Here is a 13,485-nt window from a genome sequence, read left to right as displayed (position 1 = left end):
CCCCTGGAGCTGTCGGCGTGAGCAGAACGCAGTTCGAGTTCGAAACCTTCGCGGCCTACGAGACGCACGCACCGTACGACGTGCACAGCGCACCCACCCTGGCGTACGGCGACACCTACCGGCCCGCCCACGAGGTGACCGGACCCGCGCTGCCCCGACAGGGCGCTCCGCGGACCGAGGCTCCCGCACCGGGCGACGGCCGGGCCGCGCGCCGGCGCCGGGAGCGGTGCGCCGGGCGCGCGGACGGCTCCCTGCGCCGGCTGCTGCCGCGTGCGCTGGTCGTGGCGTTCCTCGCGGGCGGCACCACCGCCTTCGTCGCCAAGGACAAGGCGGTCGAGCTGACCGTCGACGGCACCCCGCGCACGCTGCACACCTTCGCCGACGACGTGACCGAACTGCTCGCGCAGGAAGGCGTCGAGGTGGGCGCCCACGACGTGATCGTGCCCGCGCCCGGCACCCCTCTCACCAGCGGCGAGGAGGTCGCCGTCCGCTACGGACGGCCCGTGCTGCTCACCCTCGACGGCCACCGGCGCCAGGTGTGGACGACCGCGGAGACGGTGGAGGGGGCGCTGCGGCAGCTCGGCGTGCGGACGGAGGGCGCGTACCTGTCCACCGAGGGCTCCCGGCGCATCGGACGCGAGGGCCTCGCCCTGAACGTACGGACCGAGCGGGTGGTGACGGTCATGGCCGACGGCCGGGCCCGCACCGTCCGCACCAACGCCGCGACCGTGCGCGAGGCGGTCGAGGAGGCCGGGATCACCCTGCGCGGCCAGGACACCACCTCCGTCCCGGTGACCGGCTTCCCCCGCGACGGGCAGACCGTCACGGTGCTGCGGATCACCGGCTCCGAGGAGGTCCACGAGGACCCGATCCCGTTCGACGTGCGGCGGGCCGAGGACTCCGCCCTCTACCGGGGCACCGAGGTCGTCGAGCAGGCCGGCCGGCCCGGTCTGCGACGCACCACGTACGCGCTGCGCACCGTCAACGGCGTCCGCGAGAAGCCGCGCCGGCTGCACACCGAGGTGGTGCGCGAACCCAGCCCGCAGGTCGTGCGGGTCGGCACCCGCGCCCGGCCGACGTCCGTGCGGGGCGCCGACCACCTGAACTGGCAGGGCCTGGCCGCGTGCGAGTCGGGCGGCCGCCCGGACGCCGTCGACCCCTCGGGGACGTACGGGGGCCTCTACCAGTTCGACACCCGCACCTGGCAGAGCCTCGGCGGCGAGGGCCGCCCCCAGGACGCGCCGGCATCGGAGCAGACGTACCGCGCGAAGAAGCTGTACGTACGCAACGGCGCCGACGCCTGGCCGCACTGCGGCGCACGATTGCAGGGCTGACAAGGCGGGCCGCCGGGGGCGCAGTTTGGCATCCTGCGGTCCTGCGGTCCTGCGGTCCTGCGGTCCTGCGGTCCTGCGGTCCTGCGGTCCTGCGGCCCTGGCCGCCCCGGCCGCCCCGGCGGGCCTCCTGGGGCTCCCAGCCGCACGGGCGCGCTCTGTGTGCCCCGGATCCCCAGCGGCCCGGGGGCCGACAGCCCCCGACAGCACGCCCCGGTCCCAGCCGTCCGGGCACCGACTGTCCGCCCCGGCTTGGCAGCCGTCCGGGTGCCGACCGTCCGACCCGGCCTCCAGGCGCCGGGGTGTCCTGGCCGGAGCCCCGGGTGCTTGCGGCGCCCCCGCGTCCGGCGCCCCCGCGCCCCGGAACCCCCGCACACCGGCGCCCCCTGCGCGTCCTGCCGCACCCCACGCACGACCCCGCCGGCCCCGCTGCCGCCCCCGGCTACCCTTGCGGGGTGAGCAGCCCCACCCCCGACGCCCTCCTGGGTCCCGCCGACGTCCGTGAACTAGCGGCAGTCCTCGGCGTACGCCCCACCAAGCAGCGCGGCCAGAACTTCGTCATCGACGCGAACACGGTCCGCCGTATCGTCCGCACCGCCGAGGTACGCCCCGACGACGTGGTGGTCGAGGTGGGACCGGGTCTCGGCTCGCTCACCCTGGCCCTGCTGGAGGCCGCCGACCGGGTCACCGCCGTCGAGATCGACGACGTACTCGCCGGCGCCCTCCCCACCACCGTCGCCGCCCGCATGCCCGAGCGCGCCGACCGGTTCGCGCTCGTCCACTCCGACGCGATGCACGTCACCGACCTGCCGGGCCCCGCCCCGACCGCACTGGTCGCGAATCTCCCCTACAACGTGGCCGTACCCGTCCTCCTCCACATGCTCGACACCTTCCCGACCATCGAACGCACCCTCGTCATGGTGCAGGCCGAGGTCGCCGACCGGCTCGCCGCCGGACCCGGCAACAAGGTGTACGGCGTGCCGTCCGTGAAGGCGAACTGGTACGCCGAGGTCCGCAGGGCGGGTTCCATCGGCCGCAACGTCTTCTGGCCCGCGCCCAACGTCGACAGCGGGCTCGTGTCACTCGTCCGGCGGACCGAGCCGCTGAAGACCACCGCCGCCAAGCGCGAGGTCTTCGCCGTCGTCGATGCCGCCTTCGCCCAGCGCCGCAAGACCCTGCGGGCCGCCCTCGCGGGGTGGGCCGGTTCGGCGGCGGCCGCCGAGGCCGCCCTCGTCGCCGCGGGCGTGTCCCCGCAGGCGCGCGGAGAGGCGCTGACCGTGGAAGAGTTCGCGCGTATCGCTGAGCACAAGGCGCGCATCGCCGAACACAAGGAGTGACGAGCAAGTGAGCGTGACGGTCCGCGTCCCCGCCAAGGTCAACGTCCAGCTCGCGGTCGGCGCCGCCCGCCCCGACGGCTTCCACGACCTCGCCAACGTCTTCCTCGCCGTCTCCCTGTACGACGAGATCACCGCGACCCCGGCCGCCGACGGACTCCGCGTCACCTGCGAGGGCCCGGACGCCGACCAGGTCCCGCTGGACCGCACCAACCTCGCGGCACGGGCGGCCGAGGCGCTGGCCGCGCGGTACGGCCGCGAGCCCGACGTCCATCTCCACATCGCCAAGGACATCCCCGTCGCCGGCGGCATGGCGGGCGGCAGCGCGGACTGCGCCGGCGCGCTGGTCGCCTGCGACGCCCTGTGGGGCACCGGCGCCTCACGGGCGGAGCTGCTGGAGATCTGCGCCGAGCTGGGCAGCGACGTGCCGTTCAGCCTGGTCGGCGGGGCGGCGCTCGGCACCGGGCGCGGCGAGAAGCTGACGGAGCTGGAGGTCGGCGGCGACTTCCACTGGGTGTTCGCGCTGGCCGCGCGGGGGCTGTCCACGCCGGCCGTCTTCCGCGAGTTCGACCGGCTGGGGGAGGGCCTGGACATTCCGGAGCCGGTAGCCGACCAGGCGGTCCTCGACGCCCTCGCCAAGGGCGACCCGGCCGCGCTCGCCGTGGCCGTCTCCAACGGCCTCCAGCCCGCGGCGCTCTCCCTCTTCCCCGAGCTGTCCGACACCCTCGCGGCGGGGCGGGCGGCGGGTGCGCTGGCGGCCCTGGTCTCGGGCTCGGGTCCGACGACGGCCTTCCTCGCCATGGACGCCGGGTCCGCGTCGGACATCGCCGGGGTGCTGCGGGCCTCGGGGACGTGCCGGGACGTGCGTACGGCGGTGGGGGCGGTGGCGGGGGCGACGGTGGCTTGACGCGGTGCGCGTTACAGCTCGTTGATCGCGGTCAGGTCGACGTCGATGTCGTAGGGCACGTTGACCTTGACCCGGTCGTGGTAGATGCCGGTCAGGGCATAGGTGCCGGTGGCCTCGCCGCGTTCGTAGACCTGGACGACCGGGTGCTGGTCCTGGCCCGTCATGTCGACGAGCCAGAAATGGGGGATGCCCGCCGCCGCGTACTTGTGAGGCTTGTAGTCGCGGTCGCGCGCCTCGGAGTCCGGCGACACCACTTCGACGGCGAGCAGAACATCGGCCACTTTGTAGTACGTCTGTTCCCGATTCTTCACGGCTTCCGCGTGGACGACCGAAACGTCCGGCTCCGGGCCGTTGCGGCGGTCGATAACGACGGTCATCTCACGGCGGACCCGCAGTTCCCGGGGGGCGGTGCGGCGCAACTCGCTCACCAGCAGATCGATGACAACACTGTGGAAGTCCCGCTGGGCACTCACGAAAACCAGGCTCCCGTCGATCAACTCGGTGTGCGGCGGGAGATCCGGCAGGGTGAACAGGTCGTCCACGGTGTAACCGTCCATGGGCGGCACCGGCCAGTGATGACGGCGGTGCTCTGCGGACTCGGCGGTCATGGTTCCTCCCATGGGCGGGATCCTGCTGCCTGCTCCCCACCGTAGCCGGGTGGTCCGACATACGTCACCACAAAGAGTGACGACCCCCGTCCGCGTCACCCCACCCCCCGGAGGGCCTACGCTTGAAGGCTGATCGTCCCCCAGTCAGGAGAGAAATGGCCGTCAACCTGGTCAATGTCGAGAACGTCAGCAAGGTGTACGGCACCCGTGCACTTCTCGACGGCGTGTCCCTCGGCGTCTCCGAGGGGGACCGCATCGGTGTCGTCGGCCGTAACGGCGACGGCAAGACGACCATGATCCGGATGCTCGCCAAGCTGGAGGAGCCCGACACCGGCCGCGTCACCCAATCCGGTGGGCTGCGGCTGGGCGTGCTCACGCAGCACGACTCCCTCGACCCCGCCGCCACCGTCCGCCACGAAGTCATCGGCGACATGGCCGACCACGAGTGGGCCGGCAACGCCAAGGTCCGGGACGTGCTGACCGGGCTGTTCGGCGGGCTGGACATGCCGGGCTTCCCGCAGGGTCTTGACACCGTCATCGGGCCGCTCTCCGGTGGTGAGCGGCGCCGTATCGCGCTCGCCAAGCTGCTCATCGACGAACAGGACCTCGTCGTCCTCGACGAGCCCACCAACCACCTCGACGTCGAGGGCATCGCCTGGCTCGCGGGGCACCTGCGCGAGCGGCGCTCCGCGCTCGTCTGCGTCACCCACGACCGCTGGTTCCTCGACCAGGTCTGCACCCGCATGTGGGACGTGCAGCGCGGCGACGTCTTCGAGTACGAGGGCGGCTACTCCGACTACGTCTTCGCCCGCGCCGAGCGCGAACGCATCGCCGCCACCGAGGAGACCAAGCGGCAGAACCTCGTCCGCAAGGAGCTGGCCTGGCTGCGGCGCGGCGCCCCCGCGCGGACGTCCAAGCCGCGCTTCCGCGTCGAGGCCGCCAACGAGCTGATCGCGGACGTGCCGCCGCCCCGGGACAGCAGCGAGCTGATGAAGTTCGCGTCGTCCCGGCTCGGCAAGACCGTGTTCGACCTGGAGGACGTGACCGTCCAGGCCGGTCCCAAGGTGCTGCTCAAGCACGTCACCTGGCAGCTCGGCCCCGGCGACCGCATCGGCCTGGTCGGCGTCAACGGCGCCGGCAAGACCTCCCTGCTGCGGGACCTCGCGAACGCCGCGTACAGCGACGGGGAGCAGCAGCCCGCCGGTGGGCACGTCAAGGTCGGCAGGACCGTCAAGCTGGCGTACCTGTCCCAGGAGGTCGCCGAACTCGACCCCACCTGGCGGGTGCTGGAGGCCGTGCAGCACGTCCGCGAGCGCGTCGACCTCGGCAAGGGCCGGGAGATGACCGCCGGGCAGCTGTGCGAGACGTTCGGCTTCGGCAAGGAGAAGCAGTGGACGCCGGTCGGCGACCTGTCCGGCGGTGAGCGGCGCCGCCTCCAGCTGCTCCGGCTCCTCATGGACGAGCCCAACGTCCTCTTCCTCGACGAGCCCACCAACGACCTCGACATCGAGACCCTGACCCAGCTGGAGGACGTCCTCGACGGCTGGCCCGGCTCGATGATCGTCATCTCCCACGACCGGTTCTTCGTGGAGCGCACCACCGACCGGGTCTTCGCCCTGCTCGGCGACGGTGCGTTGAGGATGCTGCCGCGCGGCATCGACGAGTACCTGGAGCGGCGCCGGCGCATGGAGGAGGCGGCCGCGGCCACCGTACTCGCGGCAGCCGCGAAGCCGTCCGCGGACGTGCCCGAGAAGAGCGCCGCCGACGTGCGCGCCGCCAAGAAGGAGCTCCAGAAGATCGAACGGCAGCTGGACAAGGTCTCCGAGAAGGAGACCAAGCTGCACGCGCGGATCGCCGAGAACGCCACGGACTTCGCGAAGGTGGCCGAGCTGGACGCCGAGCTGCGCGAACTGGCCGGTCAGCGCGAGGAGCTGGAAATGCGCTGGCTGGAACTGGCCGAGGACGCCTGAGCCTGCCCTGCGCGCGGGGGGCGCGTACGGCGTGAAGAGGACGTGCTGTGCTCTCTGGGGGGATACCCCCCAGACCCCCCGCCCGTAACAGAGGCATCACGGGCGGGTCCTCCCTTGGGAACAGGGGCGGACGCGGCCCGGTGTGCCGTCCTGCCCGGGTGATAGAAAGGCCGTCCGAGAACTGTCTGAATGACTGCCGTCAAACGACTCCGAGGCCAGCGCGTACCTCGGGACGTGGCTAGAAATCAGTGAGTAATAAGGGGGAACGCGCTGATGAGCCAGCCGCCCAATCAGCCGCCGCAGGGTGGCTTCGGAGCACCGCAGGATCCACCACCGGGAGGCTTCGGGGCACCGACCCCGCCGCCCCCGCAGGGCCCGCCGCCCGGTCCGCCGCAGCAGCCGCAGCCGGGGTACGGCTACCCGCAGCAGCAGCCGGGACAGCCGGGGCAGCCGGGTCCCTACGGACAGCCGGGGCCGTACAACTCCGGCCCGTACGCCCAGCCCCAGCAGCCGGGTCCGTACGGCCAGCAGCCCGGCTACGGCTATCCGCAGCCGCAGTTCCCGGGCGCGCCCGGCACCCCGCCGCCCGGCGGCTCCGGGTCCCGCAACCCCTTCAAGGGCAAGCCCGCCCTGGTGATCGGCGCCGCTGTCGCGGCCCTGCTCGTCATCGGCGGCAGCGTGTGGGCGGTCACCGCGAGCGGCGGTGACGAGGAGAAGGACAAGAAGCCCGTCGCCGGCAAGAGCGACGACCCCAAGCCCTCCGGTTCCGGTGGCGCCCCGGTCAACCCCGGCGACGGCAGCGGAGACGGCGGCGAGGATCCCGAGGACCTCAACGAGGGCCGCCAGGCCGGTGAGTCCAAGGTGCTCTGGTACAAGGAGGCGCCCGACGCCCCCGGTTCCGGCGCCGACGCCCCGGGCATGTGGATCACCGGCGAGACCGCGGTGAAGGCGGCGTACAAGCAGGTCTTCGCCTACAACGTCGGCGACGGCAAGCCCAGCTGGGACCCGATCGCCTTCCCGGAGAAGATCTGCGCGGTCACCCCGGAGAAGACGGCCGGCGACAAGATCGTCGTCGCGTACATGAGCGGCTCCAGCGACCGCGCCAAGTGCAACCAGATGCAGGAGATCGACCTCGCCACCGGTGAGAAGGGCTGGAAGGAGGAGGTCGAGGACGGCGAGCTCTTCGACACCACCCTCTCCGTCGAGCTGAACGTCAGCGGCGACATCCTGATGGTCGGCCGCTCCCAGTCCGGCACCGCCTACGACGTCCGCAGCGGCAAGAAGCTGTACGACAAGAAGCGGTACGGCGACGCCTGCTTCCCCGCCGGCTTCGCCAGTGGACCGAAGACGATCGTCCAGGTCGCCTCCTGCGGTGCCGGCGGCAACAACGAGCACGACGAGGTCCAGGGTCTCGACCCGAAGACCGGCAAGGTCCTGTGGACCTACAAGTACGAGAAGGGCTGGCGGGTCGAGCGCGCCTACTCCGTCGACCCGCTCGTCGTCTACGCCACCAACGAGGACAAGAAGGTCTGGAACATCTCCACCTTCACCTCCAAGGGCAAGGTCCTCGAACAGGTCGGCGTCGACGAGGACTTCGCCCCCGAATGCGGCTGGGCCATCCTCGACCGCGACCTCCAGGGCTGTGCGGGTGTCGCCGTCGCCGACAACACGCTCTACCTGCCGACCGAGGCGACCAGCGGCGCCAACGAGGTCGTCGCGATCAACCTCACCACCGGCAAGGAGAAGTGGCGCGCGAAGTCCCCCGCGGACGAGTCGATGATGCCGCTGCGGGTCGAGGGCGACCAGCTCATCGCCTACGTGCAGCCGTCCTACGACGCCGGCGGCCAGGTCGTGTCGATCGCGACCGGCGGCAGCAGCCACAAGCCGGTCAAGCTGCTGCAGAACCCGCAGGGTGTCGCGGACATCGAGAACAGCTTCTACTCCAAGGACATCGACTGGGTCGACGGGCGGTTCTACATCTCCACCACCCGCCTGACCGGCAACGACGAGTCGAAGGAGAAGTTGATGCTCGCCTTCGGCAAGTGACCTTCTTCGCCCGTCCCGTGCGATCAGCCCGATCCGTGCGGTCAGCCCGGCCCGTGCGGTCAGCCCGGCCCGTGCGGTCCGTCCGGTCCGTCCGGTCCGTGCGGTCCGGCCGCCCAGGCCGGTTCGCCCGGCCGTCCCGGCAGCCTCTGCCGTCCCTGTCGTCTCCGCTCCCCGAGGTACTCACGTCATGACCCAGCCGCCGCCCCCGCCGCCCAACCAGCCCCCGCAGGGGGGAGGCTTCGGCCCGCCGCAGGGCCAGCCGCCCACCCCGCCGTCGGGCGGTGGGCCGAACCTCGGCAAGGCCCCCGAGCCGGGTTACGGCTACCCGCAGACGCCGCCGCAGGCGCCCGCGGCTCCGCCCACCCCGCCGACGGGTTCGCCGCAGCCGGGGTACGGGTACCCGCAGACTCCGCCGCAGCCCCAGCCCGGTTACGGCTACCCCGGTCAGCAGCCGGGCCAGCAGCCCGGTCAGCAGCCCGGCCCGTACGGGCAGCCGACGCCGCCGTACGGCCAGCCCGGTCAGCCCGGTTACCCCGGCTACGGCTATCCGCAGGCGACCGTGCCGATGCAGCCCCAGGCCGGCGGGCCGGGTGGCGGCAGACGCAAGATCAACGCGCAGATGGCGATCATCGTGGCGGCCGTCGTCGCCATCGCCCTGATCATCGGCGGCGGTGTCTGGTACGCCGGCTCCGACGACGACGGCGGCAAGGACGACACCGCGAGCTCCAGCGGGGGCACCGGTGGCAAGGGAGGCACGGACGAGAAGGGCGGTGAGGGCGGCAAGTCCTCCGGCGGCGAGGAGAAGGTGCCGTCCGACCCCGCATCCAAGGTGCTCTTCCAGGTTCCCGCGCCCGCGGTGAGCAAGGAGGACAACAGCGTCGTCGTCTCCGGCTCGTGGCTCACCGACAAGGTGTACGCCAAGAGCGGCATCGCCGAGATCGTCGGCTACGACCCCGCCAAGGGCAGCGAGAAGTGGACGATCAAGCTGGACGGCCCCGTATGCACGGCCAGCAAGCACGTCACCGACGACAACAAGACGGTCATCGTCCACCAGCCCGACATGCCCACCAAGGCGGAGCCCTCGCACGGCTGCACCCAGGTCGCGGTCATCGACCTGGACGCGGGCAAGAAGCTGTGGACGAAGACCGCCGGTGACCAGCCGATGTCCTTCGACAACGTCACGATCAGCGGCGACACCGTCGCGGCCGGCAGCACCGACGGCGGTGTGGCCTTCGACATCGCCAAGGGCGACATCCTCTGGTCCCCGAAGACCACCGACACCTGCTACGACGCCGGCTACGGCGGCGGCGAGAAGCTGGTCGCGGTGCGCAAGTGCGGTTCGTACGACGCGCGGCAGCTGAACATCCAGACCATCGACCCGAAGAGCGGGAAGGTGATCTCCGAGTACAAGATGGCCAAGGGCATCGAGTACGCGGGCATCGTGTCGACGAACCCGCTGGTCGTGGCCGCCGACGTCGGCGACTCCGCCGGTGACGGCAGCGGCATCTCGGACTTCTTCTCCATCGACAACAAGACCGGCAAGCTGCTCACCCGTATCTCCGCGCCGGGCGAGCAGTTCGCGGCCCGCTGCGACACCATCACCAAGATCGAGCACTGCTCGGGGCTCGCGGTCGGCGACGACCGGCTCTACATCCCGACCGAGGAGCACGAGGGCAGCGGCGAGTCGTACAGCCGGACCAACGAGGTCGTCGCCTTCGACCTGGCCACCGGGAAGCAGACCGGTCAGCGCGCCGACGCCGGTGACGGCTACACGATCACCCCGCTGCGCATGGACGGCGGCAACGTGATCGCCTACAAGCGCCCGCCGTACGACAAGGGCGGCCAGATCGTGAGCATCGACGGCGGGTCGTTCAAGCAGACCACGCTGCTGGAGAACCCGGCGACGGAGGCGGTGCGGGACGTCGAGTCGAGCATGCTGCCGGAGTACTCCGAGATCCTCTACTCGCAGGGGCACCTGTACATGTCGCAGGTGTACGCCAGCGAGCCGTCCAGCGCGGACGAGAAGGAGTACCTGGCGATCGGATTCGGTACCAGCGGCTGACGCCGCTCGGCGTACCGCCGGCGACCCCACGGTCCTTCTCGCGGCCCCGTCCCTGTTCCTTCAGGGGCGGGGCCGTATTGCGGGGGATTTCGGCGAGCCGGGGCGGTTCTCGCCGGTAGGGGCAGCGCGACGTCGAGCCAGCGTGTAGCTTCCGGGGCATGAAGGGCGGGGTGGGGGCCGGGGCCGTGGGCGGGGGAGTCCGGGGGCCTTGCCGTCCGTGCCGGGGGACCGGGTGACTGGGGGGTTGCTCCATGGGAGTACGGCTCATGGTGGTCGACGACCACCGATTGCTCGCCGAGGCGCTGGCTTCGGCGCTGAAGCTGCGCGGGCACCGGGTGCTCGCCGCGGCGGCGCCGGCCGCGGGTGCGGCGGAGCTGGTGATCAGCCGGGCGCCGGAGGTGTGCCTGCTGGGGACGGCGACGCCGGCCGAGCCGGGCATCTTCGATCCGGTGCTGCGGATCAAGCGGGAGCGTCCGCAGGTGGCGGTGCTGGTGCTGGGGCCGGTGCCGAGTCCTCGCGGGATCGCGGCGGCGTTCGCGGCGGGGGCGTCGGGGTACGTGCGGCACGACGAGCGGATAGAGGGCGTCGAGCGGGCGATCATGAAGGCGCGGGCCGGGGAGGCGGCGGTGGCGCCGTCGCTGTTGCAGGGGGCGTTCGGTGAGCTGCTGAATCCGGCGGCCCAGCCCGACGACGAGGGGCAGCGGCTGTTGCAGATGCTCACGCCGAGGGAGGTGGAGGTCCTGGTCCGCGTCGCCGACGGCGAGGACACCAGGCTGATCGCGGCGGGCATGGGCATCGCCCCGTCCACGGCGCGTACGCACGTCCAGCGGGTCCTGATGAAGCTGGGCGTGGGATCGAGACTGGAGGCAGCGGCCCTGGCCGCCCGCACGGGCCTACTGGACCGGGCGGGCGCAGCAGGCGCGTAGCTGCGGGCAGTCGTGCCTCCCCCAGTGCCTGAACGGCCTGGGAGGTACCCCCAGGGCGGCACGGGTGGGCGATGGGGGTCCCCCCGCTCGAGCGAAGCCGAGAGTGGGGGAGGCACCCCGCAGCGCCGGGCCGCGTCACCCACCCCCGGCCCGCACCGGCGCCGGATGCCCCCCCAAGCGCAGGGCACCCGCACCGGCGCCGGATGCCCCCCAAGCGCAGGGCACCCGCACCGCGTCACTCCCGCGGAGCCCCCTCCTCAGAGACCGGCGGCGGTGGAGCCGTCGGCCTCAGCTTCAGCCAGGCCAGGAAGAACAACCCCAGCAGCAGCATCCCCAGCCCGGTCCACAGGTTGATGTTCACCCCCTGCGCCTTGTCGATCTCGTCGTCGGACGCCACGAAGCCCGCGATCGTCACGATGACGCCGTAGACGACGAACAGCCCGCCGATGATCCGCCGGATGTCGAACAGCCGCGCGGCCGTGACGGACTTGGTCTCCAGCTCGGAGACCTCGTCCTGGACGTTCTTGTCGGAGTAGGAGTTGGAATCAGACATGCTCTCTCTATCCTCCCGCGATCAGAACGAGAACGGGATGTAGCAGGCGGCGGCCAGTACGACCGCGCCCCAGCCCAGGAGAGCCGGCTTGCGGTACCACGCGTCGTCGCCCTTGGCGGGCGCCTCGGACATGCCGGGGGAGGTGGTGCCGTAGACCAGGCCCTGGAGCTCGGCGGCGGGCTTCGGCGCGGTGAACAGGGACACGGCGACCATGACGACCGCACCGGCCACGAAGCCCGCGATCGCGGAGACGAAGTTGGCGCCCTGGTCGGAGGGGATGTCGATGATGCCCTGCTTGTAGATGACGAAGTAGTTCACCATCGCCGCGGTCGTGCCCGCGATCAGGCCCCAGAAGCCGGACTTCATGGACGCCCGCTTCCAGAACATGCCGATGATGAAGACCACGAACATCGGCACGTTGAAGAAGGAGAACAGCGTCTGGAGGTAGCTCATGATGTTCGAGAAGGACGACGCCAGGAAGGCCGTGCCGATCGAGGCCAGGACGCCGATCACGGTGATCAGGCGGCCGAAGCGCACGTAGTAGCCGTCCTCGCGGCCCTTCACGACGTACTTCGCCCAGACATCGTTGGTGAAGACCGTGTTGAAGGAGGAGATGTTCGCCGCCATGCCCGCCATGAAGGCGGCCAGCAGGCCGGTGACCGCGATGCCGAGGACGCCGTTGGGCAGCAACTGCTGCATCAGGTACGGGATCGCGTCGTTGTACTGGAGGTCCGAGCCGGGCGTGCCGATCTTCGGGACGAGGACCGCGGCGACCAGGCCCGGGATCATCACCACGAAGACGATGAAGATCTTCGGGAACGCGGCGATGAGGGGGGTGCGCTGGGCCGCCGAGAGGTTCTTCGCGGACAGGGCGCGCTGCACCTCGGCGAAGTTCGTCGTCCAGTAGCCGAAGGAGAGCACGAAGCCGAGGCCGAGGACGATGGTCAGCCAGTTGGCGCCCAGTGGGTTGTCGCTGCCGATGCCCGTGCCGCCCCATGCGGTCATGAAGTCGCCGCCGCGTGACTGCGTGAGGGAGTCGGACAGGCCGTCCCAGCCGCCGACCTTCTTCAGGCCCAGGATGGTGATCGGGATGAGGCCGGCCAGGATCACGAAGAACTGGAGGACCTCGTTGTAGATCGCCGAGGACAGGCCGCCCAGGGTGATGTACGCCAGGACGAAGAAGCCGGCGACCACGATGGCCACCCACTGGGGCCAGCCCAGCAGGGCCTCGACGACGATCGCGAGGGCGTAGAGGTTGACGCCCGCGATGAGGATGGCGGCTACGGCGAACAGGATCGAACTCAGCAGGTGCGATGCCTTGTCGAAGCGCAGCAGCAGGAACTCGGGGACCGAGCGGACCTTCGAGCCGTAGTAGAACGGCATCATCACCAGGCCGAGGAAGACCATCGCCGGGATGGCGCCGATCCAGTACCAGTGGGTCGTGTAGACGCCGTACTGGGCACTGTTGGCGGCCATGCCGAGGATCTCGGTGGCGCCCAGGTTGGCCGCGACGAAGGCGAGGCCGGTGACCCAGGCGGGCAGCGAGCGGCCGGACAGGAAGAAGTCCAGGCTGGTCTTGACCGAACGGCGGGCGGCGAAGCCGATGCCGAGCACGACGACGAAGTAGATCCCGAGGATCGAGTAGTCGAGCCAGTTGGTGGGGAGTCGAAGCTCCGCGGCTAGATGTGTGGGGGTATGCATACGAACTCGCTTCGTTGCGCGAACTGATCCGAGCGGAACTTACGCCT

10 protein-coding genes are annotated in these 13,485 nt (G+C 71.2%); 7 read left to right on the top strand and 3 right to left on the bottom strand.

From position 1 onward, the window contains the following. Positions 1-17: 17 nt before the first annotated feature. The 3 genes from ACFCZF_RS08570 to ACFCZF_RS08560 all read left to right on the top strand — a co-directional run bounded on the left by ACFCZF_RS08570 (position 18) and on the right by ACFCZF_RS08560 (position 3,572). Entirely contained in the window at positions 18-1,334 is a 1,317-nt protein-coding gene (locus ACFCZF_RS08570; protein WP_376671020.1) for a ubiquitin-like domain-containing protein, read from the top strand. Between the two features lie 452 nt (positions 1,335-1,786). Beyond that, positions 1,787-2,668: a 16S rRNA (adenine(1518)-N(6)/adenine(1519)-N(6))-dimethyltransferase RsmA gene (gene rsmA / locus ACFCZF_RS08565; RefSeq protein WP_376671019.1), complete on the top strand. Its 882-nt coding sequence runs from the start codon at positions 1,787-1,789 to the stop codon at positions 2,666-2,668. Between the two features lie 7 nt (positions 2,669-2,675). After that, positions 2,676-3,572: a 4-(cytidine 5'-diphospho)-2-C-methyl-D-erythritol kinase gene (locus tag ACFCZF_RS08560; protein ID WP_376671018.1), complete on the top strand. Its 897-nt coding sequence runs from the start codon at positions 2,676-2,678 to the stop codon at positions 3,570-3,572. Positions 3,573-3,583: 11 nt separating this feature from the next. On the opposite strand, the gene ACFCZF_RS08555 is transcribed toward ACFCZF_RS08560, so the two are convergent. Further along, positions 3,584-4,180: a Uma2 family endonuclease gene (locus tag ACFCZF_RS08555; protein ID WP_376671122.1), complete on the bottom strand. Its 597-nt coding sequence runs from the start codon at positions 4,178-4,180 to the stop codon at positions 3,584-3,586. 155 nt (positions 4,181-4,335) lie between these two features. On the opposite strand from ACFCZF_RS08555, the gene ACFCZF_RS08550 reads away from it, so the two are divergent. The 4 genes from ACFCZF_RS08550 (at position 4,336) to ACFCZF_RS08535 (ending at position 11,184) form a co-directional block, all read left to right on the top strand. Beyond that, positions 4,336-6,150 carry an ABC-F family ATP-binding cassette domain-containing protein gene (locus tag ACFCZF_RS08550; protein WP_376671017.1) on the top strand — a complete coding sequence of 605 codons (1,815 nt, stop codon included), beginning with the start codon at positions 4,336-4,338 and terminating at the stop codon, positions 6,148-6,150. 273 nt (positions 6,151-6,423) lie between these two features. Next, a complete protein-coding gene (locus tag ACFCZF_RS08545) occupies positions 6,424-8,196 on the top strand; it encodes a PQQ-binding-like beta-propeller repeat protein (RefSeq protein ID WP_376671016.1) in 1,773 nt (590 codons plus the stop codon). Positions 8,197-8,383: 187 nt separating this feature from the next. Beyond that, the gene (locus ACFCZF_RS08540; protein WP_376671015.1) at positions 8,384-10,258 is read left to right on the top strand and encodes a PQQ-binding-like beta-propeller repeat protein; all 1,875 of its coding nucleotides are present in this window, start codon (positions 8,384-8,386) and stop codon (positions 10,256-10,258) included. A gap of 251 nt (positions 10,259-10,509) precedes the next feature. Beyond that, the gene (locus ACFCZF_RS08535) at positions 10,510-11,184 is read left to right on the top strand and encodes a LuxR C-terminal-related transcriptional regulator (RefSeq protein ID WP_376671014.1); all 675 of its coding nucleotides are present in this window, start codon (positions 10,510-10,512) and stop codon (positions 11,182-11,184) included. Between the two features lie 235 nt (positions 11,185-11,419). On the opposite strand, the gene ACFCZF_RS08530 is transcribed toward ACFCZF_RS08535, so the two are convergent. Continuing rightward, on the bottom strand, positions 11,420-11,737 hold the full coding sequence (locus ACFCZF_RS08530; RefSeq protein ID WP_375909684.1) for a hypothetical protein: 318 nt from the start codon (positions 11,735-11,737) through the stop codon (positions 11,420-11,422). 21 nt (positions 11,738-11,758) lie between these two features. After that, on the bottom strand, positions 11,759-13,438 hold the full coding sequence (locus ACFCZF_RS08525) for a sodium:solute symporter family protein (protein ID WP_375909683.1): 1,680 nt from the start codon (positions 13,436-13,438) through the stop codon (positions 11,759-11,761). Positions 13,439-13,485 lie beyond the last annotated feature (47 nt).

It is taken from the genome of Streptomyces sp. NPDC056296 (assembly GCF_042268605.1).
GTDB lineage: Bacteria > Actinomycetota > Actinomycetes > Streptomycetales > Streptomycetaceae > Streptomyces.
This window is presented reverse-complemented; position numbering and strand designations above follow the sequence as displayed.

What these genes read in the sequence shown, in the direction of transcription:
- ACFCZF_RS08555 (WP_376671122.1), bottom strand. Translation starts at nt 4,180, where the DNA reads ATGACCGCCGAGTCCGCAGAGCACCGCCGTCATCACTGGCCGGTGCCG.
- ACFCZF_RS08550 (WP_376671017.1), top strand. Translation starts at nt 4,336, where the DNA reads ATGGCCGTCAACCTGGTCAATGTCGAGAACGTCAGCAAGGTGTACGGC.
- ACFCZF_RS08545 (WP_376671016.1), top strand. Translation starts at nt 6,424, where the DNA reads ATGAGCCAGCCGCCCAATCAGCCGCCGCAGGGTGGCTTCGGAGCACCG.
- ACFCZF_RS08540 (WP_376671015.1), top strand. Translation starts at nt 8,384, where the DNA reads ATGACCCAGCCGCCGCCCCCGCCGCCCAACCAGCCCCCGCAGGGGGGA.
- ACFCZF_RS08535 (WP_376671014.1), top strand. Translation starts at nt 10,510, where the DNA reads ATGGGAGTACGGCTCATGGTGGTCGACGACCACCGATTGCTCGCCGAG.
- ACFCZF_RS08530 (WP_375909684.1), bottom strand. Translation starts at nt 11,737, where the DNA reads ATGTCTGATTCCAACTCCTACTCCGACAAGAACGTCCAGGACGAGGTC.
- ACFCZF_RS08525 (WP_375909683.1), bottom strand. Translation starts at nt 13,438, where the DNA reads ATGCATACCCCCACACATCTAGCCGCGGAGCTTCGACTCCCCACCAAC.